General features: G+C 37.9%; 17 protein-coding genes. 11 read left to right on the top strand and 6 right to left on the bottom strand.

Annotated features, from left to right (window positions below):
- On the top strand, nucleotides 1-1080 hold a 1080-nt coding region (locus tag I6F41_RS11540), incomplete at its 5' end, for an RNA-guided endonuclease InsQ/TnpB family protein (RefSeq protein ID WP_197108492.1).
- Between the two features lie 232 nt (nucleotides 1081-1312).
- Here the strand turns inward: I6F41_RS11540 and I6F41_RS11535 are convergent.
- Nucleotides 1313-4894 carry a putative Ig domain-containing protein gene (locus I6F41_RS11535; RefSeq protein ID WP_197108490.1) on the bottom strand — a complete coding sequence of 1194 codons (3582 nt, stop codon included), beginning with the start codon at nucleotides 4892-4894 and terminating at the stop codon, nucleotides 1313-1315.
- A 663-nt stretch (nucleotides 4895-5557) separates the two neighbouring features.
- Between I6F41_RS11535 and I6F41_RS11530 the strand changes: the two genes are divergently transcribed.
- The gene (locus I6F41_RS11530) at nucleotides 5558-6643 is read left to right on the top strand and encodes a hypothetical protein (protein ID WP_197108489.1); all 1086 of its coding nucleotides are present in this window, start codon (nucleotides 5558-5560) and stop codon (nucleotides 6641-6643) included.
- Nucleotides 6644-6874: 231 nt separating this feature from the next.
- On the opposite strand, the gene I6F41_RS11525 is transcribed toward I6F41_RS11530, so the two are convergent.
- Complete coding sequence (locus I6F41_RS11525; RefSeq protein ID WP_197108488.1) at nucleotides 6875-7081, bottom strand: hypothetical protein; 207 nt, start codon at nucleotides 7079-7081, stop codon at nucleotides 6875-6877.
- Nucleotides 7082-7346: 265 nt separating this feature from the next.
- Between I6F41_RS11525 and I6F41_RS11520 the strand changes: the two genes are divergently transcribed.
- Nucleotides 7347-7562 carry a hypothetical protein gene (locus I6F41_RS11520; RefSeq protein ID WP_197108487.1) on the top strand — a complete coding sequence of 72 codons (216 nt, stop codon included), beginning with the start codon at nucleotides 7347-7349 and terminating at the stop codon, nucleotides 7560-7562.
- 186 nt (nucleotides 7563-7748) lie between these two features.
- On the opposite strand, the gene I6F41_RS11515 is transcribed toward I6F41_RS11520, so the two are convergent.
- From I6F41_RS11515 to I6F41_RS11505, 3 genes are read right to left on the bottom strand one after another with little or no spacing between them, the layout of a single operon-like run.
- On the bottom strand, nucleotides 7749-9140 hold the full coding sequence (locus I6F41_RS11515; RefSeq protein WP_197108486.1) for a YfcC family protein: 1392 nt from the start codon (nucleotides 9138-9140) through the stop codon (nucleotides 7749-7751).
- A gap of 2 nt (nucleotides 9141-9142) precedes the next feature.
- A complete protein-coding gene (locus tag I6F41_RS11510; protein ID WP_197108485.1) occupies nucleotides 9143-9991 on the bottom strand; it encodes an N-formylglutamate amidohydrolase in 849 nt (282 codons plus the stop codon).
- 59 nt (nucleotides 9992-10050) lie between these two features.
- The gene (locus I6F41_RS11505) at nucleotides 10051-12750 is read right to left on the bottom strand and encodes a TonB-dependent receptor domain-containing protein (protein WP_231613518.1); all 2700 of its coding nucleotides are present in this window, start codon (nucleotides 12748-12750) and stop codon (nucleotides 10051-10053) included.
- Between the two features lie 130 nt (nucleotides 12751-12880).
- On the opposite strand from I6F41_RS11505, the gene I6F41_RS11500 reads away from it, so the two are divergent.
- The gene (locus tag I6F41_RS11500; RefSeq protein ID WP_197108483.1) at nucleotides 12881-13813 is read left to right on the top strand and encodes a LysR family transcriptional regulator; all 933 of its coding nucleotides are present in this window, start codon (nucleotides 12881-12883) and stop codon (nucleotides 13811-13813) included.
- A gap of 344 nt (nucleotides 13814-14157) precedes the next feature.
- Here the strand turns inward: I6F41_RS11500 and I6F41_RS11495 are convergent, their stop codons facing one another.
- Nucleotides 14158-14604, bottom strand: coding sequence for an antitoxin Xre/MbcA/ParS toxin-binding domain-containing protein (locus tag I6F41_RS11495; RefSeq protein WP_197108481.1), 447 nt, complete (start codon nucleotides 14602-14604; stop codon nucleotides 14158-14160).
- Between the two features lie 434 nt (nucleotides 14605-15038).
- Here I6F41_RS11495 and I6F41_RS11490 point away from each other — a divergent pair, with 434 nt between their 5' ends.
- From I6F41_RS11490 to I6F41_RS11460, 7 genes are all read left to right on the top strand, one after another.
- The gene (locus tag I6F41_RS11490; protein ID WP_197108480.1) at nucleotides 15039-15431 is read left to right on the top strand and encodes a hypothetical protein; all 393 of its coding nucleotides are present in this window, start codon (nucleotides 15039-15041) and stop codon (nucleotides 15429-15431) included.
- 890 nt (nucleotides 15432-16321) lie between these two features.
- Complete coding sequence (locus I6F41_RS11485; RefSeq protein WP_197108494.1) at nucleotides 16322-16534, top strand: hypothetical protein; 213 nt, start codon at nucleotides 16322-16324, stop codon at nucleotides 16532-16534.
- A gap of 56 nt (nucleotides 16535-16590) precedes the next feature.
- Complete coding sequence (locus I6F41_RS11480; protein WP_197108479.1) at nucleotides 16591-17064, top strand: hypothetical protein; 474 nt, start codon at nucleotides 16591-16593, stop codon at nucleotides 17062-17064.
- 159 nt (nucleotides 17065-17223) lie between these two features.
- A complete protein-coding gene (locus tag I6F41_RS11475; protein ID WP_197108478.1) occupies nucleotides 17224-18828 on the top strand; it encodes a site-specific integrase in 1605 nt (534 codons plus the stop codon).
- Nucleotides 18821-21706, top strand: a complete 2886-nt coding sequence (locus I6F41_RS11470) for a site-specific integrase (protein ID WP_197108477.1) — start codon at nucleotides 18821-18823, stop codon at nucleotides 21704-21706. Before I6F41_RS11475 ends, I6F41_RS11470 begins: the two co-directional genes overlap by 8 nt.
- A gap of 9 nt (nucleotides 21707-21715) precedes the next feature.
- The gene (locus I6F41_RS11465; protein ID WP_197108476.1) at nucleotides 21716-22957 is read left to right on the top strand and encodes a hypothetical protein; all 1242 of its coding nucleotides are present in this window, start codon (nucleotides 21716-21718) and stop codon (nucleotides 22955-22957) included.
- Nucleotides 22958-23477: 520 nt separating this feature from the next.
- Entirely contained in the window at nucleotides 23478-24632 is a 1155-nt protein-coding gene (locus tag I6F41_RS11460; RefSeq protein WP_197108475.1) for a site-specific integrase, read from the top strand.
- The last annotated feature ends 89 nt before the right edge of the window (nucleotides 24633-24721 follow it).

The raw sequence follows: 24721 nt of genomic DNA, 5'->3' as shown, positions 1-24721 counted from the left end.
TTGTTTTACAAAGACATGGCCTCACTACTTAAAGATATCAAGACGTTCGAAGAGTTTAACTGGATCAAAGCATTCGACTCGGCAGCAGCTCAGCAAGTTGCTCGCGACTTAGAAACAGCGTTAAAGAACGCAATCTCGAAAGGCCGTTTGCAGCGCTTTCCAAAGCATAAAATCTCATACAAAAAGAAAAAACTTCACAACGATAGTTTTCGAGCGGTCAATAACTCAAACTGTATCCGCATTGAAAATGGCGCTATCAGTATCCCAAAAGTTGGTAAAGTGCCTATCATTTTACATCGTGAACTGGCTAGCAAAATCAAAACGGTAACTGTTCAGTTTCGCCACGGTAAATGGGAATGCAGTATTACTCAAGAAGTGGAGTGCAAAACAGCTAAACAAGTTTTAAAAACAATCACAGGTTTTGACATTAACTCAAAGCAAACGGTAGTTGGCTCGAACGGCTACGTGGCCGACAATCCAAAGTTTTTAAAGCAGTCAAAAACAAAGTTAAATCAATTGCAACGCCAGCTTGCACGCCGAACTAAAGGTTCAAATCGCTGGCAAAAAACCAAACAACGCATCAACAGATTACACGGCAAAATCTCACGGCAAAGGCTCGACTTTGCACACCAAATCTCACGACAGATAACCAATGAAAATGACATTTTAGTGTTTGAAGATTTAAACGTAAAAGCGATGCAAAAATTCAATGGCAGTATGGTAGCTGACAATGTGATGGCTCTGATAACTCAGCTTTCAAAATACAAGGCTGAGCTTGAAGGTAAACTCTATCATGAAATTGGTCGATTTGAAAAATCGACTGGGATTTGCGCAGAATGCGGCCAACATCATGTTTTAACATTGAACGACAGAAATTTCACATGTACGGCTTGTGAAACTTACCAAAACCGAGACTTGTCAGCTGCTAAAAGCATAGCAAAAACAGGTGAATTAGATTTGATTGCGGCTGGAATCGTCGCAAGGGTTACCCCCACATCTCAGCAGAAATCAGCCATTAAAACGAAAGTCTTCGAGCTATCGAAGTTTGCTGTTGGAACTGAGAAAAAAGAAGCAGCCTAGCATTCATAAGCTAGACTGTAGAAGCCCATTGATCGACACGGAGTGGCGTCGATGGGTAGTTCACTTTCTCCCAGCGATTTGCCCCTTTATTTCGTCAGTTAAACGTTTACAAAACACCAAATCATGTGCATAAAAAAGACTTGGAACTTTCGCCCCAAGCCTTTCATTAAAACTATCACCTATTTCAGAACGGGACAGAAATCGTTATATAACGGTGATAACCGTATTTAGATCATCGGTTAACTAATCTACGGGTAAAAGCGAATACAATTAAAATTAAACTGAACCAGCCTAAGCTACCACTATCATTATCATTATCATTATCACTAGAGTCTTCAACGGGTTTTTCAACAACAGGTGCAGCCACTACATTAATGCTAAATTGTTCTGTTACAGGCTGTGAAATTTCACCATCGGTAACAGATACGGCAATAGTTACCATACCAATATGTGCATCACCAGGCGTACCTGAAAAAGTTCTAGTGTCTGCTTCAAAACTCAACCAGCTTGGCAACTCTGTACCATCTTCTAATGTTGCAGAATAAGTCAGCTCATCGCCTTCATCAGCATCAGTAAAAGTTTGCGCATCAAAGGTAAAGCTATACGCAAGACCCGATTGTGCTTCCTGATCTGGAATTGCTATGTTGACTACGGGCGCTCTGTTCTTTTGAATAACAACAACTTGGGCACTCGCATTAACAGTTTCGTCATTAGCTAGCTCAACCACTACTGTTACCGTTTGCTCGGCAATATCGACAGGCCAAATTATCTGACCAGCTTGAGCAGCCAATTCAGTTGCAAGATTTAATTGACCACTAGCATGAACTAGTTTGACATTTAGCTCATCATTTTGGTCTAGTCCTGCAACATCCCAAGAAACTCTTAAGTTTTCACCATTAAAGACAACGTTTTCAGTGTTGATTAAAATGCTTGGTACTATGTCAACGACGACATCAAACATTACTTGCTTACTATCGATTGTAATATCAAAAGATTGAGCTTCAACATTTTCGCCTGAAACATCTAAACGATATAAACCTAAAGGTAAACCGTTAAAGGCAAATCGTCCGGCAAGATCGCTTAAAGTGGTGTTAATTAAATCAACCTGTATACCTTCAGCCGTGAATAGTGATAAATCAACATTAGCTACTGCATGGCTGTTAGCAGAAATAAACCCAATAAGGCTCGCTTGGTGTGTATTAATTACCACACTTTCAGCACTGCTGATTTGATCATCGTCTGTTATGACAAAAGTACTATAGTAGTAAATCGTATCCCTAGATGCCGAAGTATCATTACATTCGTTAGCAACTTCACCACAAATCTTCAGGCCATCATTTGGACTTACAGGGAAATCATCTGTGCTTCTTACAGTGATCACTTCAGCAATATTTGGCAAGTTAGGTAATGTCCATGTAAGTTGAACATCGCTACCGTTTGAGCTGGCTTGCAAATAGCTAATAGCCTGAACGGCCACAGCGGTTTCACCACTATATGTGGGCTCAACAATGGTATTGTCGATAACTACGCGCACATCACTATTAACTTTAATAACAAAACGCTCATCGCTAGTTATTTCTTCGTAGTTTATGACTTCTAGCGTGCCACTTTCTGTTGTGCGTTTTACAAAGACTCTAGCATTGGGGAATTGCTTATAACGTTCAATTTCTACTTCAAACTCACTTGCGCGAGACAAGTAAAGCTTTTCAGACATAAGTGAGCTACTGACATAGCTTACATCTTGTGCCATTTGCTCAGATAAAGGCATTAAACGAGCTGGTTCGTCAGTTTGCTTGTTTTTCACCGAAACAATACGAGCCCCCTGCACGACGACTTGCGTATGAACTAAAGAGTTCATAGTAATAGCCGCTTTATTACTATTTCCTTTTACATTTTGCTCAGTAACACCTTCCTTACTGGCATTCAAATAAAATGCATTTTGTGCTTCTTGTGCAGTGCTATGAAGCTGTAACTCATCATTAGTAACACTAGCAAATCTGGTCATTGAACCACTGTTAGCATACGGGTTGTACGCCACAAAATCACCGTATTGGTTTTGCACTGTGCCTGTTTCTTTGAAGTCAACGACAAAATGCGGGATAGTGCTTAACGCATCGTCAGTAAATTCTAATTGGCTATAACTACTTGGAAAGTTATTATCATGCGTTACAAGTACGGTAGTGTTGTTATATTTAATTAGTTGGGTTGCCACGATGGCATGACCACCTTTTACAGTGAAATAGAACACCAGTGGAGACGCTTTATCATTAGTGAAGTGTTTAGCATAATAGCTACTTAGCTGCTCAACATTGCTAAAACGTGAGAAACTAGCGCTACCGGCGCCACTATTTGCACCGCTCCCCGAGTATGCGCCTTGGGTAACAAAGTAATAAGCAATTTGCGCCATACTTTGCACAATATCATTATTGTTCGTTGCAACATATTGACTCACGTCTTTCGGTAACGGTTTTGGTGTTTGCGTTTCACGGTATTGCCAATGGTCATTATAGAGTGCGGTAATTGTTTGCGCAGAGCTACCCTCAACAATTGAGCTACCCCAAGCTGATGCTTGTGCGCTGTTATTAAAGTTACTCGCCGCTGAAGTGGCTAATCCATAACATACCCCGCCGAAACTGCGATTTTCTCGAACACTTTTATCAATGCCGTCATATTTACCGACAATTTCATAGGCTTCATCTCTACGATGTTCAGGTAGAATAGGCGTGATACCATCAGCAACATTAAGTAAGGTACCATGCACTGCAAGCTGCTCGAATGAACAGTTTCCTAACACCCAGCAAGCAATGCCTCCGTCAGCTAACATGGCATCACTCCAACCACCATTTTTAAAGGCATAACCATGTTGGTCAACATTAAATGAAGTACCATAAACACTCAAATTGTTTAAATCCTTTATAACTTCACACTGCTCAGCTAAACAAATAGACATGCTGGCATCTTTAAGTACATAAGGTGCATTATTCAGGGTGAAGTCTACTTTAAAAGCCTTCTTAGCAGCGTCAACTGAACATTCCCCTGGTAACTGCTGGTTACTATCTTGAACGATAAAGCTGTGCTGAGAACAAATATCCTCTAATGCACCACCACTTTTAGCAACTAGATCACGAAAATAAACAGTAAAGGTATTTGAAACCTTGGCGCCACGTTTTTGATAAACTTTATCGGTTTCAAACTCAAAATTAAAGAGAGATTGCGCTTGGTTGAACCAGACATTGTCAATAGCAAAACCGGCGCGCTCTTCTGTTTCTATTGCAATACGGAAGCTAGCAATGTTCTCACCACTAATTTCAAAACGCTCAATACCATAGATGGAATCAAAACGCTTACCTAGAAGCTCGCCATTTTCGTTATACCAAGAAATAGCCGTTGAGCTGAGATCGTCAAAATAACCTGCATCAAGGGCAAACGTATTTACTGTTAAGGTTCTACTTGGATCCGCCGGGTCGACAAAATGCCCTTCAATGGCACCATTAAATCTTGGATAGCCCGATAACACCGGAGTAGTTGGGTTAGCACTATCTGAAGTGATAAATGGTGTATCACCAGAGAAAACAATTCCTTTTTCAGCATATTGGTCTGTTATATAGGTATTTGCAGCAAACTCTGAAAAGGTAATGATACCTTCCTCTGCCTGAACTTGGTTTTGTTTACTGAATTGTTGTTTTTGAATAGTTGGTGAAGAAGAATAAAACTCTTCACTATAAGCTTGTTGATTGGTCTGTGCGTTGGCCGAAGTGACTAAAAGACTATAAGCTAAGCAAGTTGACGCGAAAGTAACTCTATTAGATTCCATAAATATTCCCTTTTATCCATAATGAAACACCCCCTAAATAAAAACATTTAGTTAACTTTTATTTGACATCTTGGAGCCTGATTAGGATATATCAGTATACTTTTTACAGCAAGCGTCGACAGAATATTTAGTTTTTGAGGTTGGTTTGGGCTTCCCAGCTTTCGCATCTTATCGTGTGGGTATCTCTTACACTTAATTATTCGCTTTTTAATCGTGGCAAAAAATTCAGCAATCGTATTATCATGATAATGCGGTTGACGCCTGAAGCTGCTGTAATTGCTCAAGCGAATCTGCTAATTTTCGTGATATGTTATTCATGTTTGCGACCCTTTGTATAGCAATTTACCTGTGGCTATATTTTAAAAAATATCCATGAACTATCGATATTAAAAAATACCAAAGCTATATGAATTTGTTGCGATATTAAAATTATGGCTAGTGTTATTAATCAGGTTCATAGTGATAGGTTAATTATGCTGAATTAATTAGTGGCTTAGACGGCTTGAGGGATATATAGTTATCAGCAATTAATGATTATGATGTATTAAGTCTAGGTTTAGTTTTTTGATTATTTGAAAAGGTGTAAAACAGGTGCGTTACTGTATTATTTATCCAATTAGCTCTAATATTTAGCAATTAAAATAACAACACAAAGGATTTACCATGAACATTAAAAGGAGTTTATTTTTAAGCTGCTTATTATTTTGTATGCCAACCTTCGCGTTAACAATTGAAGAGGTTAATATTGCTCATAAAGCAATTGGAACACAACTTCATAGTAATAAGCCACTTACAGCTTTAGATGAGCAAGTATTACAAAAACATATTGATACCCTAGAGAAAGCAACTCGCGAAATAGATTTTGATGCTGCAAATTTCGCTCTTATTCTGAATGCGCAACTTAATGCAGCACAGCTTATTAATAAAACGCATCACTTTAACGGTCAATCGATTGATGTATCACAAGTACAAGACCTTCTAGATGATTTAGACAAACTTCGCGAACTCACCGATATAAATTTAAACAACCTTGAATATATAGCTGGTCATATTGCTGCCCATCAATTACAAAATAAAGGATTAGCTCACCGTTATTGGTCTGCATGTGGAAAAAATGGCCATGCTGGATGTATGAATATACTCGCAGCAGGATATGAAACGGGGGAGTTTTTTGTTGAGGAAGATTTAGATAAGGCAGTAACATGGCACACTCGCGTGGTTGATACTGGCACTCGCTGGAACTGCGCTGGTGTTTACTCATCGCTGCGACTAGCAATATTAAGCAGCAGTGGCATTGATACGCTTAAACCAATAACTTACTGGCTAGACAGTGCTACTAAGCTACAAGAACTCCGAGCTGCGGAATCAGACAATGCGCACATATGTAACCCTGATTCGATATACTTAGCGCACTATATAATGAATGGTTATGAGCAAAAGTGGCTCGACAAACTAGCCAACGTTGACATAAAAGAAAGTATTACGACTGAAGCAGGCAGGAAACAATGGATAACACACTTTGCTAATGCACAAAACCTCAGCGCATTAATGCCGGCGTTAGATAGTATGTATGACGATAATCGACGTTGCTCAGCCGTGGAAGAATTTGCCCTTAAAAACAAAGGCAATAAAACTGAGCTTAATGCTATTTACAGTTATATCTCAATGCTCGATCCAGAGCACTGCGCAACACATCAAGCAACTGTCAAACGTTTGCGCAATATAGCCTCTAATAGCCTACTTATATAGTTAAGCGACTTACGTATTCAAGTAGGCGGAGCGCTGATCTCAGTAATGGCTGCAAAAATACGTGTACTATTGGCTATATAAAGCGTCTTAAAACAGTAAAGTCCGCAATGTTGCGGGCTTTTTAATACCTCTAATTTAAAAACAAACTAACCGTAGCTGCTTTCGCGGTAGCCGTTTAATGCTTAACGATATTTATTATTTAAAAGATGGTTCATTAATCTTGAACACTACCTATAGATCAGCTAAATCAACGCTTATCTCTTCTTGATTTTTTCTCTCTAATACAACGTTGATTAACTCGTAATCTTCGATTAGTTCACTGAGTAAAACAAACTCATCTCCTTCCGGAGTATTAGGCTCAGCTGAATTAAAAAGCTCATCGAAACGCTTGATCGCATTCTCAAAATCATTTTTAGATTTGATTGATTTTAAAGTCATTAAACTCGATCTCTGGTTGAAGGGAGTATCAGAATTATAGCTGATTTTTCAAAATTAAACTTGTGTAAACGGTTACTTTGAACTTCTAATATTGGCACATATGCGACTGTCAGATTTGATTGAGTCCTGTTAAGAGAATCTTGTTAACACCAGGCGACTTTGTCGTATCTTAATTACCAAGGGAATTTGTCGGTCACTTTTTTACGTGTCTATTATTAGTGTTTTGTTTTTGAAATACTATAAAGGCATGTTGAGGATGACTATTATGAATTCTAAAGCTCAACTCACTGTTAATACTATTGTAGCAGTCGGCCCCGCTGAAAACGGCATTGGTACAGTTGGATTCATGGCATCTAATGCTTCAACAATAGCAAATATTTCGTTTGACACTGCTGACTTATTACCTAAATCATCTTCTGTAATTACAAAAATAACAATGCTGTGTATTAGCTGTCACAAAACTAAGTACGTTATTGTGTAGTCTTTATATGTTAGTGAAGGTGAGTTACGAATCTTTTGTTGAGGAAGATTTAGATAAAATTGTAGATTTGATTTTTAGGCTATTACAACATGGATTTAAACAGCTTACCGACTAATAAATCACACGTTCATTAAGCTAAACATTCAACCATTATCAAAAATAGTTGAATGTTTAGCGCGTGTTGTTTTAAAAGTTGATGAACACCGACACTTGCAATAATACAATAGCAAGCACGATATAGATTAGCCAAAGTGGAAAAATAAATTTAGCCCATTCGCCCCACCCAACTCGTGCAGTCGCTAGGTAGGCTAATAAAGTGCCTGAGGTAGGGGTAAGAATATTGGTTATACCATTACCAAACAAAAATGCGACTATCGTTGTTTGCTCAGATACGCCTGCTAAATTACCGATTGGCCCTAAAATAGGCATGCTTACGGCTGCTTGCCCCGACGTTGAAGGAATTAGAAAATCTAGCATTAATTGTGATACAAACATGCCTGTCGCAGCGAAGTAAGCATTACCTTCACCTATAAATGACATTAAAAAATGTACAATTGAATCTAAAACCATGCCTTGCTTTAGCACCACAGCAACTGCAGTTGCTACGCCAATGAGTATGCTAGCAAGCAACACTTTTTTCATTCCGTCTACAAACGCTTGCGCAGCTTGGTTTGCACTGAGACCTGAAATAGCAGCAAGCACCATACTAAGTGCAATATAATAGGCGCTTAATGCGTGGTGTTTCCAATACCATTGTGTTGATGCATAAACTAATAAAGCAATACCACTGGTAAGAGTAAGTAATATGATGACATGGCGTGTTGATAGTTTTTCGCTATGAAAATGTACTTGCTCATTTTTAAAGCCTTGACGCTTGATCATAAAAAGCACAAAGCCAATACCGACAGCTAAAAATGCTAGATAAAATAAAAACCTTACGCCTGCACCACTGAAAATCTGTAGCCCGAGTAGAGGTTGAGCAATAGTTAAAGGCAATGGGTTTGTCACCGATGACAAATACCCTGCCTTTACTGCCACACATACAATAGCGAAGCCTATAATATTAGGTAACCCTAATCGGTTGGCCATGCCAACCATGAGTGGGATTATAAGTAAATATTCAGATGCTAAACCTAAAAACGTACTGCCTGCGGAGAATACGATCATGAGCAGAATAACGAGCACATAAATATTGCCCTGTACTAAGCTCAGTAACCTTTCAAGCCCTGCATCTATGGTACCCGCCTTTGTAAGAATACCAAACATACCACCAATGATAAGTACCATAAATATTAACCCTGAGCCTTGTTCAAGGCCTGAAGGGATCGCCATAAATGTACCAATAATGCTCACCGGTTCGGCTTTTACTAAATCCGCATCTTGATAATTGAATAGGTTTGATAGCGACTTATCTTTATCAATAATATTATAACTGTTGGCAACTACCATATTGCCGTCTCTTTCATATACTCCAGAGTCAACAATATAAGTAAGTAGCGTAGCTAAAAACAAGATACCTAACAGTATGATAATAGGGTTCAAGCCCTTCTTTTCATTACTATAATTTTTTTCGCTCATTATTATTTACCTACTTGAGCAGACACATAGGCAGCTAATTGTTGAGCCACAAAGGAGGTATCACGCTTAAATTGCTCATAATTTTCATTTTTTTCGAATTTTTTCTCATTCATATATAAAGCACGATTTACTTCTATTTGTACAGAGTGGCGATTTGCAGCAACATTACCGTAATTACTCACCAAATACCCGCCTTTATAGGGTGTATTTTTTACCACTTTATAGCCTTTATGAGTGAATGCTTGGGCAATCACATTTACAAATTCAGGATCTGCTGATTGGCCATCTTTATCACCCAAAATTATATCAGGACGTGCTATACCTGCATCGATGTTCATGCCATTCCCTACTGACTTCATAGAGTGACAATCAACATGCCATACACCTTGATGTCGAGTGTATAAATCATCTAATAAAGTCTGCAGTTGGGTATGGTATGGCGAATAGTAATGATCAATACGATAGGTTACTTCTTCTCGCGTTAACTTTCTATCGTACATGGCTTTTCCGGGTAAGGCGTAACGACGAATTAAGCCCATGCCACGGTCGCTGTATTTAGTTGGTTTACATCGATCCCATGACTCATCTAATAATGCGGGATCAATATCATCTGGTGCACGATTTGGATCTATATACATACGTGAGAAATTTGCATGCAATAAGTAACCTCCCTTTTCAGTAATGGGTTGCCAAATATCATCTATAAAGGCATCCCACCCCGACTTTATAAACTCTAAGGGTACTTGTGCATTAAAATCATCGGGACAATGAATTCCGCTGTGTGGTGAATCAAACACTAAGGGTATTTCTTCTGACTCAATTGGGGTTAACAAACTGAAAGCCGACTTCATAAATTTATCTCCTAGTTATATAAACATAGCCTGCCCAAGAGCAGGCTTAACGACTTTCATTAAAGTGAGTAAGTGAGTTGCAAATACATATAACGTCCAACTGGATTATAGGTATTTTGATCAAAGTTAATATTTAAATTAGTTAACGAAGCAGGTGGCTGCTTATCGCCAAGGTTATTAACCCCTAATTTAACACCAAGGTTGTTTGCAAACTGATAACCACCAGAGATATTGTGATAGGTCACAGAGCCTATACCGCGAGGCTCTCCTAGAAATTGCTCTGTCGTAGAGTCGATATGACGAAGGTTATAATTTGCTGTCCATCCATTATATTTCCACGTACTTGAGAAAGTACCGCGCCATTCAGGGTAAGATTCACGTGATGCTGCAGTGCCTACTAAATCTTCTTGCTCTATTGAGCCATCGGATAGGGTCGAGTATTCAGTTAAAGTGTTTAATTTTGATACATTTGCATTGAACGACCAGTCACCAAAGTCTGTTTGCAACGTGTAATATGAGACAAAATCAATGCCTGAAACACGTGTCGCATTAAGATTAACCGGGCCATCTAAAATATCTATGATTTCACCGCTACTATCTCGCGTAATGGTGTCGCAATTTTTGTTTTGATAAGCACATAAATCAAGGTTATTTTGCGCACCAAACTCACTTATAGTGTTATTTATTTCGATCTCATACCAATCTAAAGTAAAGCTTAGGTTTTCAATAAGGTTAGATTCGTAAATCAAGCCTACGGTTTTGTTCTTTGAAGTTTCAGGTACTAACTGACGGTTACCGCCTGTTGTTACTTGTACGTTGCTAAATGGCTGCGAATAATCGGTTGGCACACCGCTGCAACCTGCTAAATTATTATCAGTAGAGCAAGGATCATTAACTGCTTTATAAGTTAAGCGTTCACCTTCAAAAAGTTCTAAAATTGAAGGCGCTCTGAAGCCTTCAGCCCAGTTTGCTCGTAAAGTAAGTTGCTCAAATGGTGTATAAAGTAAGCCAACTTTGCTATTGGTAGTCGAACCAAACGTACTGTAATCTGAGTAACGTACCGCTAAACTCAGCTCTAAATATTCAGCGAGAGGCTTATCATCAAGAAGAGGAATGCTAAACTCTGCATAAGCTTCTTTTAAGTCGTATTCACCGATAGTCCCTTCACGAGGTGAAGATGTGGTTGTTCTATAAGTGTTAATACGTGGATCTGAGTTGATGATACTGTCGGGTGTGTCTTCGCCCTTTTCTTTACGGTATTCAATACCAAAAGCTGCACCAATATAGCCTGCGGGTAGTTCATATAAAGAGCCGGTAATATTTGCGGTAAAGTCTAGTTGGCTAGCTTCATTTTTATCATGGCCTGTAAAGTTTATATAGTTAACCATATCGTCGGTCAATGGGGCAAAAATATTTACTGGCACACAACCTGAGACTAAGTCTGTCACATCGGCATCAATGCCTGTCGTATCACATGCACGTAAGCCTAATGCTAGCTTATCTAAATTCATTTGGTTATTAGAGGTAAATTCGCCTTTATTGCTTGCCCATGATGCAAAGCTATCCCATGACCAGTCATTAGACAGTTCACCGTCTAATCCAATAGCAAATCGTGTTGTTTCAACTTTTTGCTCGTTGACTCGATAGCCATTATTCATAAAGAAAGCGTTATGTTTGAAGTCGCTACCAGAGAACTCAACCCCAAAAGGATTTACCCTTGCGTCATCAGCAATAACAAAACCGCGACTTCCTCGGATCGGAGATAGTGCGGGTGAAAACTGTTGATCTGATTCACGTGAATTATAAAGCGCTTCAGCTTTAAAGTTTACTGAGCCTATTGGCATAACCAATTGTGTATATAATGAAGAACGCTCGCTAGGACCTGTTACATAGTTATTGTAATAACGATTATAGGTATCATCGCTATTCACTTTACGCCAGTTATCAATATTATTACCGTCCTTGCCAGGATCGCGAGTTATCCCCCCTGATGAAGGAGTAAGGCCGTTTACGGTCGCTAAATTATCTTCGAAAAAAAGCCCTTGCGGTGTCGCCGACGTTAATCCATTTAATGGAACTGCGGTTATATTTCTATCTTGTGTATAAATAGGCTTTTGATCAACATGGCTTGCAGCGAACATTAAGTTGGCATCGTTAATATTGACACCAGATAAAATATCAATATTGAACGTTTCTCTATCGCTTTTAGTTGTTTCACCATAGGTAGTTTTTACTTCAAGCCCTTCATAGTCATCATAGGTATACAGGTTCACTACACCGGCAATAGCGTCTGCACCATAAATTGCTGTAGCACCATCTTGAAGTACTTCTACGCGTTTAATAATGGCTTGAGGAATCGTATTCATATCAACGAAGTCACGAAAGCCGCGTGAACCGGCACCATTCACCCAGCGATGACCGTTAACAAGCACTAAGGAGCGGTTAGCACCTAAATTACGTAAATTTAAACTAGATGAACCGTGACTAGAGCCTGCTGAGCCATTACCATTTAAGCTGGAGCCAACTGAAGGAAGTTCTTGCAATGCATCACCTAATGAGAGCGAACCATTAGCATTTAATGCCTCTAAATCAATATTTTGTATTGGACTTGCTGTCGCAGATTGGCGTTTAATACGCGAACCAGTTACCGCGATTCTTTCGACACTTTTTTCTGCCGTTACGTCTTCAGCTGATACAGTATGACTCGCAGTTAGGCATGCTGTAGCAATGGCGAGTGATATTACGGATTGCTTAAACATTAAACGTTCCATAGGTTGAGCTCCAAAAGTTTAGGTTATCATTTTATTAACCTAGACTTTACTATCTACTAAAGTGTATGCAATATTATATCTTTTAATCATTAGGCTATAACAATTCGTTATGAATGATATGCAACAGAACCAACAAAAAATTACTTTGAACAGCTTGGAAGCGTTTGACGCAGTAATAAAAACAGGCTCTGCAACAGGGGCTGCTAAATTATTAGGCTTAACTCAACCTGGTATTAGTCGACTTATTGCACAGCTTGAAAGTAAAGTTGGTTTTTCTTTATTTTATCGAGAGAAAGCACGTTTATTTCCTACTGATGAAGCAGTTGCCTTACATAAGCAAGTAGAAACGTCGTTAGCAAGTGTGTACCGAGTGGAACAACTAGCAAAAAATATCCATCAATCGCATGTAGGCCATCTCAATATTGTTGCTCCTAGCAGTTTTGTTGCGGGACCTTTGGCCGAAGCCGTTGCATCATTTTTAAAAGATCACCCAAATGTAAAAATTAACTTAGATAGTCACAGTCCTGCTAGGGCTTGTGAGTTAGTTGCAAATAAAGCATTCGATTGTGGTTTTATACAGCTTCCTGAAAATCATGATAATTTACTTTGTGAACCTATAATTAGTAGTAATCTGGTGTGCGCGGTATCAAGTAGCCATCCTTTTGCTAGTGCTCGAGAACTTCAGCCTGAAGATTTACGAGATGAAAGCCTAGTATTACTTGGACAAGGACGACATTCGCGTAGGAGAATTGAGCATGCATTTTTACAAAGCAATGTTCGCTTAAAAGTAAGAGTGGAAACACATACTGTACCCACTGCCTGTACATTGGCTAAACATGGGGTGGGTATTTCGATTGTAAACAAGCTGATAGCACAGCAGTTTCAAAATGATGACTTAAAACTTATCCCTTTTAAGCCTGAAATAGAAATTGTTTATGGTTTTATTACTTCTACATCAGCCCCTATGAATAGGCTGACTCAGACATTTTATGATCACTGCAAAGTGCATTTTAGTCAGTTCATGGATAGCTGTGGGTTAAGCAAAAAGTAAGCAACGATGCTGTGCCAACATACTAAACACCTGGAAATATGATTATAAAACAAGGACTTTCTGCTGTACGTGAGCATTTTAAAAAACTATCTAGCGTCAATTAACTTGGCCGGCTTCACTACAATTATCTTAGCCGATTGGCTCCAAACTTTATTTGCTCTTATTGAGCGCTAAGGGCGTTCAATGTAACGGCTCTACTTAGTGTAGGTGTGAATACGGACATTAGCCTACATAAACTACACAAAGATACTTACACCCTCATGCTTACTACTTCTAGCTGTATATAATTAAAAGTAGTAAATATAACCGGTTAGCCTGAGGTCACTAACCACCAGTTCCACCCATTACGCAGTAAACCCATATTGCAGTCCGGTAATGATGCGGTGTATCAATTCACGGCCGCGAATTGTATTTATCATCGCGCGCGGACGGTGGCTATCCAACTGCATATGAGGCGTATCTAGCCACTGGCTCCAGCGTTTAACATCATCAAAATAAGCCACCCCGACCCCAGATAGTCTAGCTATCTCTAATGCATGTTCACTGATCTGTTTATTTAATGGCTTTTCTTTATTGCGAATTAACGTCCGCTCGGTTGTCCCTGTTGCTTTTGCAATATCACTCATATTCCAGCCCATCAAGTTAGCAAATGCACGAAGACCTGCTGTTGTAAGACCGGTTTGCGCTATTTCAATTTCCGCAAGCGGGTTTGAGCGAATGGTTAACTTCCCACATGTAACAACAGCGATAAAGTCTGGGTTTTGCCCCCTATTTTGGTTAGTTGTTCTCATCTGTAACTTACCTCAATTTATAGAGCTATCATTGATTATAGTGACAGCTGTGTAACGCTACAATGTCGGCCTGCTTGGCTCTGGTTCAGACGTACTTTAGAAAAATTATCATTAATAGAACTACCTTGCTCTTCAGTTGTAACATTAAACCAGCCTATTAAACTACAAAACCACCGTTTTTTTATGCCCGCGAGAGCCCTCCCCTGTGTCCAAGCACCTAGCTCAGACTGCTTCGTATAAAGCAATAGTCAATGTGACACGGTCTTTTTCTGCTGGAATTTTTTACTTTGTTACCTTATCCCTTAAAAAGCTTTTTTCACTCATAAAAAACAAAATAATTTTAAAACAACAGCTTAACTAACTAGTACTTTTTCTGAAAGGATATCTGTCTTTGATATTTTGAATATTCAATTAAGCAAATAGCGAGTTTTAAAATGAATATCGAATTAGAAAAAGTAGGTGTAAAAACAGCCATAGAACATTGCCTCACTAACAGTGATGCATCGCATTTTATGATAAACATTGTTAGTAGCCATCCCCCACTTATTGAATACCTTAAAGCAGCTTTTGCATCTGAGAGTGTTCACATATTGGCTTGCGCGGACAGTATTAACATGAAGCACTTTTTTGGTGTTATTCGTACTGAACTTCAAGAGAAAAGTGATGTTCAGCTCATGATTGTTAGCCATGAACTGGGTTGGCCAATAATAGAGAGTTGCCATTTGAATTTTAATACTGTGAAAGCAATGAGTGATCAAAATGCTATCTACGCAGGTGATAACACTATTTACCATGGCCAGCCTTTCTATGATGGCGATGTTTTCTAAAGCTGACGTGTTTTTTTAAATAGTAGACATATTGATCCGTGAATGCCTTCCCGGTTATTGCATTAACTAATAACTGAGAAGGCTCATTTATAGATTTATTGATCCGCGTTTAAATATAAAAAACACCTCACCTGCTTTTAAAAAAGTGAAATAGTGTCGTTAACTCTTAAAAAATCAAATAAACAGTTTTTTATTAAAAAAAAATAAAAAACTAACCAATTGAAATGTAATTAAATTACCCAATAAAAAAGCGATTTTTTTAAATGCGAAATTTAGAGAGTACAAAAAGGGGTGCTCTAATTTTAGACCCATTCAAAAAATCCCTTTACGATTCCTCTTATTCACATTTTAGCTATTTGGTCATTTAAACATTTATGGATGTTTATTTCAGTACTTCAAATAAGTAGGCCTACAAAGCAGGAGTTAATCGCCATAGCGGCAAGAAAATAGTTTTACCATGATTCAAACGTGAACACGTCAATCAATAAAAATTGAAAAGGTAAATTTATGAAGTACAGAAAAGGTTTCTTTAACTTTGAATAATGTAAAAAAAGGGGGAGCTATTTGAGCATGCTTGTGAACTATTTGTCGAAATAATCACTTTCTCCTTTTTTTAAGAGCTTCTTCCATATATTAATGAGTAATACAAATAAACCAGTAAGAAAACAAAAAAACAATATTTAAGCATTGTTTTTTATATTACAAAAAAGGTTTATTTAACTTTAAATAATACAAAAAAAGCACCTTTTGAAAAAAAATGTCCATTTAAATGACCAAAATGCAGTTTTTTGATTCAGAAAAGTGCTTATAAGTGTAGTTTCAAATTTGAGCATAACAAAGAAGCAACCTAAAAGAGGTTGCCAGTTTAGATTAAATTTACGGGGAAAATAATGAAACACAAGCAAAAAGCTATTCCGCTTGCTAAGGCAAAATTACAAACTCACCCACTATTAGGAGAGCTGATTAAAAATGATATCGCAGATTTAAAAGTAAACCAGTGCATTAGTGAGTTACCCATTGAGGTAATACAAACGTTATTAGATTTACATCCTTTAAAGTGCACTTTTTCTATTTTTAGTAAAGCTCAGAGCAATATTAATTAATAACAAAATGAACATATCGATAATCGTAAAATTAAATTATATAGGGAGCTATTGTTGTGCCAAAGATTAAAAAACTACCGTTAAACGCGCTTGAATTGCAACAGCACCCAACGCTGACTGCTTTGGTATCAGACGAGAAATTTACGCAGAAAAAACTACCCGACATCCAGTTTCTTTCAATTGAACAGCTTCAATGTTTGCTTGATTCTAGCCCTATACCTGTCTTGAAGAGTAAAAAAGAAGGACAGTATATAGCATTAATTATTATGCCTCTGATCAAAATTATTCTCAGTCATAATGCAGCATTTAAGTTACATGCTTCATTCATTATTTATGATGAATCTGAGCCAGTAATATCCACCCTTGCACTAATAAAGCCAGCACTACTTGCACCTGAATTTAAATCTTTACCACAGCAATTACACGGTCGGCATAACAACGCTAAGTCACTTAATTTAGCTGTACCCAGTAAAAAACAGCTTAGTCATTTAGCTCAAGTATCTCCGTCAAGTATTAGAGGAGGTAAATGAACCTGATAAAAACTGAATTCATTTGCATAATTTTTTGAATAAATACCATGGGATTTATTCATGTTTTTAAGCTAAATAGTGTGCTGAGGTAGGCCTACTATTTAGCTTTAAAGTTAACCAATTTCAATAACGAACAACCAGACGAGAAGTGTATAAACGATGAGTAATGAAGCCATAAAATCAAAAGAAAGATATAAAAATAGTGGAGCCCCATTCCCCAATGCTAGGCATTATGCTCTTAAGTTATTGACAGCTGTAATAAGATTAAAAAAACTATATAAACCATCACCAAGTACAAAAGTAACAGCATATGATCGCGCACTTTTTAACTTCTTATACCTATGGCTGTCTGATGCTCTCACGTCATGTAGAACAATCAAAGATATTCCAGATATCACCATTGTTAGTGGTAATAATCCTTGTCAACAACACAGTTTAAGGAGTGTCCGTAGAAATAACCCTTCATGGGTAGAATATGCTATTGCTTACCCAACTAAAGGCGGTATTAACTGGCAATGGCAACCTATTCCAAATGGTTTAAATCACTGGTTCTCTGATGCAATAACAAAAACGAAGCAAGCTAATAATTGCTGGGTGATGAGCCAAGCTGAGAAAGAGGTATTCTTATGTTTTATTAATGACAAATGGCGAACTCCTTCTGTATTAAAAGGAAAATACCTAGTTCGTAAGGATGTTTTGTTTAATTACTTCAAAAAAATGGTTCAATGCGATCCTAGTCTAACGACACCAGCAAAAGCAGTTTTACTTGGAGTTGATAACTTACATCATTCTAGTGCTTTTCATTATCAAAGACGCAGCAGTGACCAAATAAGATCTGATATTTTTATTGCCCAAACATATTACTTAGATCGACTATCGCAAGCTATCTATGAGCCTGAGCTATTAAAGCTATTTAGCGCTGCAAAGCCTATTTTGCATAACGACTCTCAAATCATTCGCTATACGACCAAACAACAAGACTACCTATGTAGTACAGCAGGGAAAATACCTTCTTTATACTATGATATATCGACAGTAAAACGAGACTATATAAACACCCCGCCTATTTTTATAGGTTCAATACGGTATGTAAATGTTGATTCAGTACGTCGCTTTTTTCATGAACTTCACTTACAAGGCCAAAAGCTTGAGCAAAGTAAACATACGCTAGAAAGCTTACAGGAGCTGTATAACTTTAGAGTATATGAACTTGCATTATTATATATCGTATTAACAAGTACACGTCCAACACACGAAATTACATTTAAAAAAGAATATTGCTTCGATAAGCACTCTGTCATCATTTTTGATAAAGGTCGTTATCGTACTATTTGGTTATGTGAATATTTTCGTCTTGCATTATTACGCTACGAGTTTTTACTGCAAAACTTGCAACGTCATTCATCTACTACTTTTGACTCTCCATTAATGTGGTTTTTGATTGATGAAAATTTAGAGGTAAAGCCATTATCAGCAAAAATTTTGCGACCGTTTATGGCTAAGTGGTGGTCAAAAGCTAATCCAGGGGAAGTAAAAATAGTACCTTATCATCTACGACACTTTTTTGCCCAGCATGCATTAACATCATTATCCTCTACGCTCACGTCTCAAGACATAAGTCGACTTATGGGGCATGCAAATTATGGAGAACAACTAGGAAGCGATGAGCTATTTCCTATCGCACTAAATAAGTTTTGCTCTTTTTTAAATAAAATCCCTGAGTTTTTAAATTTAGCTGAGGTAAAAGGAGTAAATCATGGCTAAAAAAGCACTAACGGCTCAGACTATTATTACCTACCGTGTAGAGCTAGGTATGGATTGCGAGGAAACTAGTAACCTTCAGTGGATATGTGATCTAATTAACTCTTTGAATATTAATGAACGAGCACTATCGAAAGAGCAGCTCAACGAAATTAATAAACGAATTAAAAGTATACCCACAGGTAAACAACGAGTGCTTTTAAACGCACTTGATCACGTTTTATTTTATTTGAAAGAAATATGTAATTGGCAGTTACCAGAGGTAAAAGAGCAAGCTTTTACAGATGACTCAATGATATGGCTACTTAACATACATAAAAAAAATCTACGAGCTAGTCAATGTTTTTCCCGATATGAGTCACAACGTGAATCTTTTATAGTTAAGCGATGGCATGACTTAGGTTGGGTATTGCTTGTGTTGAACTTTGAAGTGGCACCGCTGCATTTATCGTACTGGCAAAGAATATTATCAACACCTACCTGTATTGAGTTTTTCGAAGGGCAATTTACACTCAAAGTGTCACACCCTAAACCTATTGCTTCATATGCAGATGAAAGCAACACGAGCTTCACACGTTACCCACTGCCAGCTTTCCCTTTAAGGGTTTTGCAAAACTTTTATAACTATCTCCCTGAGGAGGCGTTAACAACAAAATCATTATTGGATGCTATTAATCGTTGGGTAGATACTGAGCCATATTACTTCGCTGCAATGAGTCCCGCAGAATGGTTGCGTACTTTTCAATCATTCTGGCACCACCACTATGCTGTGCCACCAAGATTATTACGTAACTTAAGTGATCCTATGCGTCATGTATCGCCACTTGAATCCACAAAATCTCATACAATTGATACGGCAAAAGAAAATGTATTATTCATTCCCCCGATGAATAAAGCGGTTGCAGGGGCAGAAAAAAAAGCACTCGCCGATGCATGGCCTCATAAAAAACTTATTAAATACTATAAATTATCATCCCAAAAAAATGTTATGAGGCCTACTGCGCCAACTTGGGATGACGACAATATAATACCTAAACTGTTTTTTCATTTTACTGATGAGCTATTTAATGAAGGTGGGGTTCACAAAAAGACACTCCTTTCTCAAAGTATTGACCGCTATACAAACTTTTATAAAAGCTTAAACCCATTAAGCTTTGACGATGCCACGAACCCAGAAGCGTTACATTGTTGGGCACATAAAGAGTTCGAACGTTTAGATGAAAAAACAACACCGTGGCATTTATATAATTTCCTTCGCAGTGCAGCACATCAAGAGCTCACTGATGAGTTAGATCTAGAGCAATTCGAGCGCCCTGAGCTGCCTTCTCTTGTTGATCCATTTTGCTTAAATGTGTATCAGATAAACAGCACCGTAGAGCTATTACTTTCTTCAAAAAATGGGCATGCTATGCAACGACTATTTGCCAGCATAGCAGTCATCTTAGGGTATTACGGAGCTATGCGAAGAGGCGAAGTTTTAAGGCTTTGCTTAGGTGACATTACTATTATAAACCCACAAAAAAAGCAGCTTTTTAGTATCGCTATAAGAAATACGCCAGAGGGGACGACTAAAAGTAAAAAGCCGAGAATAATTACTGTATTTATGCCAGAGCCGGCAGCCAAACTTATAGGAATATTATTAGAAATCAAAACAGGCTGCGATGACACGAAGCCTTTACTCGCTTTTGAACACGAATCTATAGGCTTGCGTTCAACCTATTATATCTACCCTGTAACTCAAGCACTAAAAGCACTATTCGGTCCTAAAGTACGTTTCCATCATTTGCGTCATGGTGGTGCTGAATTACTTTACTTACAGGGATTACATCTCGCTTATCAACGTCAAGGCTGTCACTTATCAAATATCCTTCAAGATGAAGCAACAGAGGCAATGCTATCTAAAGAAAGCTGTTTAGCACGTTTTGACTTTTGGTTAGAAGGCCGACCATTTGACGAAATGAATACCGGGTTATTATTAGACACTATAGCAAAGGAGCTGGGACACTCTAGCTACGCAACGACTCGTCGTCATTACCTTCATGGTATGGAAAAAACAATTACATTACTCAAACCTGCTTATCGTCAATACTCACGAGCAGAGCTTCGCTATATATTTGATATCCCTGTAGATTCAAATGATATTTCGCGTATTTTAAACTCACTTAGCCAAGAGTACTCATTACTTAGTAGTGAGGATAAAAAGAAGTTTCAGCCTGAGCTAACAGAGAGCCAAATTATAAAAAAACTGAAATTAAATCCCCTCATGGGAGGTAAAGTTACTACGACCAATAAACAGCCTTCTACATTTAATAAATGTGATTTTAAAACTATATGGAAGAGCTCGTTACCTGAAGATTTTATCGATAAAAATACGAATACGTTTAATTACTTTTGTAAAAAAGTATTTGAAGCACTAAATAATAAAACCTTAGACTTTAAAACAGCCAATATTCAGTGGCGTCAATTAGCAAAAGGACAATATTTTAACTTTGCCTCTAAAGAGCTAAAAGCGCTTAAAGCATTGGGTAAACCTAAAGTAATTCTTCACACACCAAAGGATAGATCAAATATCGAAACCCTTGATATTCAATTTTCGTGTAAATGCAACCAAAAGACATTGCAAGCTTTTAAAGCCCTTTGCCACAAAGGGCCATTAAAGCATTACACGGCTACTTTTTTACTAATCCAAAATAGAAAAAGTATTAACAGTAATAAATTAAATATGGTTAAGAACCAGTTTTTACGTAAAGGCGATAATTTAAACTGGCATAAAACGCCTGGTGGGAACACTCAATTAATTATCACACTGAAAACACTCATTCCTTCGACATTGCTAGCGCAAACGTTGGAACAATACTTTTTAAATATAACCTTAAAATAAGGGTAACTAATGATGGCAAAAATAGTTCTTAAACCAAAAGAGCAAACTTCGATAAGTGATTTTTTAAAGAGCGTAATAAAATTAGATGCTGAAGCTCGGATTTCATTTATTATCAATGATAAAACATGCAAAATAATTATGGGGACAGGTGATAGCATGCAAATAATCAGTCTAGATGTTGAAAAAGATTGGTTATTAAAAGATGGACAGTGGAGTCTATCAGCAAGTAGCTTTAAGCAGTGTTTGAGCCTCCATTTACAACAGACCAATATTGAAGTCGATATCGAGTACACTTCCAAAAACCCCTACCCGCACGTTGACACCCTAACAAAAGGCGAGTCACGTATATATATTCTAGCTAAAGAGATAGTGGTAGAACACCTTGATTTTTTAATGTTTGTTGAACAAGCAAAGAAGCTAACAATACCAACAGCCTCAGCAATAGAAATGGCCAATATCGCAAATTCATATACGCCTTACGATTCATTTGAAACAAATAAAGCAGAATCGAAAATTCGTATCGAACGTGACAACAGAATTATCCCATTTGATGTTCCTGAAGGGTTTACACCAAAATTTGACTTATTATTGAATAAGGATGGCGTTGAAAACTTAAAAAACCTCGCTCTATCAACTAAATCCGAAACTGTGACTATATATACTGATGATGAACGAGCAGTATTTAGTGATGGTCATAACGTAATATCCAACTCGTTACTTTCTTTACGTGATTATGCTAATAAAAAAGAAATAAACTACGTCGTTGAGCAAAAGCTTGTTATCAGTATCTATACCTTAAAAGATGAAATTACAAGTTATCGTAATATGGGCATAGTAAAAAAAGCAAACGAAGCACTATTGTACATAGACAGTAATTGCGTAATGTTAGCTGGGTTAACTGAAGAAACTGGCGGTAATTGTTTTTTATCCACACAGCATATCAAAGAAACATCGTCTATGATTTACCGCATTAACTTAAGTGCACTTTCAAAAGTGAAAATTAGTGATATCACAACAGCTAAGCAAATCAAGTTGCAAATGTTGTTAGATGAAGATGGAAAACGTAGTCTCGGTTTTTATAGCGATAAAGACTCTGTCAATCCATATCAATGTATTGATGATATTGAACTTGCACCTGAAAAAATGAACAAGGTAATAGAAGCTAAAAAAGCATTGGAGAAAAAACTTGGGAAACGTGGGGAAGACTTTAGTGATCCACAACTTCCTGGTATGGGGTTTGATGATGTTTAAATTATCTACTAACGCTAATGTGTTTATGTTGGGCGCATTAGCGTTACTCACTCACATTGTTTGCAAAAATTTCAAAATCGACAAATTAACAACAAAACACTGGACAAATATACAGCGCTTGCTATATTTAATAGTGAAATTTTGAACAATTGTGAATTTAATGCCTAAAGCGTAATAGCATAGTGGTATTAACACAATTGGGAACAATACCAATTCGCTTAATTAAGTAAGCTATTTTGAAGCAAGAAAACCGGGGTGATAACAAGGCAAGAATTTCGTTATTTAGTGGTTCTAAATCAGAAATTTTTAACGCTGTTAGCGTCAGGTTTAATACTTCAGATTGATTACGTATTATTGCGGGTTGGTATCTTATAAGCAGTTGGGGTAAAGAGGCTGGAACCTCTCTACCCCGTACCGGCTGCACCCTGTTTAACGCGACCCAGCCGATGATCCAATTCTAACGAATTCCATCGGTGAGGGATAGATCTATTTATAGATCCATTAACTGATGGAGGCCATTATGGCTCACATTCGCATTCGCCCCAATGGGCGTATTCAATTTGATTTACACATTTATGGGCAGCGCTTTCGTGAAGGCACTAAGCTCATGGCAACCCCTGTTAATATTAAAAAAGCCAATGCTACGCTTAAAAAAATCAATGCTGAAATTGATTTAGATACGTTTCAGTATCGTGATTATTTTCCTGACAGTAAAAAAGTCGCTAAGTTTGAAGCCTTGCAGCGCGCTAAAGATCCCGATCGCCTTTATCCGTTTTTTAACGATTACGCGAATGAATGGTTCGATCGCCAAAAAGCAAAATGGAAAAGTAGTTATCAAAGCGTGGTACGTAATACGCTCGACCGTTACCTTATTCCTGAATTTGGCAATATATTAGTTAATGAGATCAAGTTGGCTAATGTGGACTATTTTCGCGAAAGCTTAATGGTGTGCGATACCAAAAGGGTCCGTAAACTTTCTAATAAACGCATTAATGGCATTCTTTGGCCGTTTGTTGCCATAATAAGTTTAGCCGCAGAAGAGCATGACTTTACTTACCCATTACGCCGCTATAAAACTCTAAAAGAAGAACGTGCTAATTCACTGCCACTAACCGCAGATGAAGTACAACGCTTTTTAGAGTGTACCCCTACACAATGGCGCGATTATTTTATGGTACGTTTTTGGACCGGTATGCGTAGCTGTGAAATACACGGCCTGCGCTGGGAAGATATTGATTTTAATCATCGCCTTATTCGTATTCGTCACAATTGGGTGAATGGTGAACTCGGGGATGTAAAAACACCTAAGTCGCGCCGCGACTTAAAAATGTGTAATACACTCTTTTCGCTATTTAAACGCTTACAAAAACAAACAACCAGTGAATTTGTGTTTACTCACAAAGGTAAACCGCTTGATACCCACTTTGTAAGCACTCAACTGTGGTACCCCACACTCAATAACGCGGGGCTTGCACGCCGCCGCCCTTACGAAACACGCCATACCGCTGCTGTACTGCATATCGCAGCGCACGAAAACCCGCTGTACATTTCGCACATGCTAGGCCACAGCGACACACGTTTACTGTTTGACGTATACGCCCCGTATGTTGCCAATGCGTCAAGGCAAGATGGCTTTGCGTTTAATGAAATGATGATTGAGCGAGGGATTGCATAAAGCCTAAATCATACGCCCTTAACTTCTTTACACAAAAAGCGAGTATGAAGTTAAGGGCTAGATTTTAAGGCTAAAGATCCAAGGCAAAA

Origin of the sequence: Pseudoalteromonas sp. SCQQ13, from assembly GCF_015864415.1 — a bacterium.
GTDB lineage: Bacteria > Pseudomonadota > Gammaproteobacteria > Enterobacterales > Alteromonadaceae > Pseudoalteromonas > Pseudoalteromonas nigrifaciens.
Note: the sequence above shows the minus strand (reverse complement) of the source record. Positions and strands in the feature narration are given on the sequence as shown.

Excerpts from the sequence above, each read along its gene's own strand:
- I6F41_RS11490 (WP_197108480.1), top strand. The coding sequence starts at position 15,039 with ATGAATATCGAATTAGAAAAAGTAGGTGTAAAAACAGCCATAGAACAT.
- I6F41_RS11460 (WP_197108475.1), top strand. The coding sequence starts at position 23,478 with ATGGCTCACATTCGCATTCGCCCCAATGGGCGTATTCAATTTGATTTA.
- I6F41_RS11510 (WP_197108485.1), bottom strand. The coding sequence starts at position 9,991 with ATGAAGTCGGCTTTCAGTTTGTTAACCCCAATTGAGTCAGAAGAAATA.
- I6F41_RS11535 (WP_197108490.1), bottom strand. The coding sequence starts at position 4,894 with ATGGAATCTAATAGAGTTACTTTCGCGTCAACTTGCTTAGCTTATAGT.
- I6F41_RS11520 (WP_197108487.1), top strand. The coding sequence starts at position 7,347 with ATGAATTCTAAAGCTCAACTCACTGTTAATACTATTGTAGCAGTCGGC.
- I6F41_RS11495 (WP_197108481.1), bottom strand. The coding sequence starts at position 14,604 with ATGAGAACAACTAACCAAAATAGGGGGCAAAACCCAGACTTTATCGCT.
- I6F41_RS11485 (WP_197108494.1), top strand. The coding sequence starts at position 16,322 with ATGAAACACAAGCAAAAAGCTATTCCGCTTGCTAAGGCAAAATTACAA.
- I6F41_RS11470 (WP_197108477.1), top strand. The coding sequence starts at position 18,821 with ATGGCTAAAAAAGCACTAACGGCTCAGACTATTATTACCTACCGTGTA.
- I6F41_RS11515 (WP_197108486.1), bottom strand. The coding sequence starts at position 9,140 with ATGAGCGAAAAAAATTATAGTAATGAAAAGAAGGGCTTGAACCCTATT.
- I6F41_RS11530 (WP_197108489.1), top strand. The coding sequence starts at position 5,558 with ATGAACATTAAAAGGAGTTTATTTTTAAGCTGCTTATTATTTTGTATG.
- I6F41_RS11465 (WP_197108476.1), top strand. The coding sequence starts at position 21,716 with ATGATGGCAAAAATAGTTCTTAAACCAAAAGAGCAAACTTCGATAAGT.
- I6F41_RS11500 (WP_197108483.1), top strand. The coding sequence starts at position 12,881 with ATGCAACAGAACCAACAAAAAATTACTTTGAACAGCTTGGAAGCGTTT.
- I6F41_RS11505 (WP_231613518.1), bottom strand. The coding sequence starts at position 12,750 with ATGTTTAAGCAATCCGTAATATCACTCGCCATTGCTACAGCATGCCTA.
- I6F41_RS11525 (WP_197108488.1), bottom strand. The coding sequence starts at position 7,081 with ATGACTTTAAAATCAATCAAATCTAAAAATGATTTTGAGAATGCGATC.
- I6F41_RS11475 (WP_197108478.1), top strand. The coding sequence starts at position 17,224 with ATGAGTAATGAAGCCATAAAATCAAAAGAAAGATATAAAAATAGTGGA.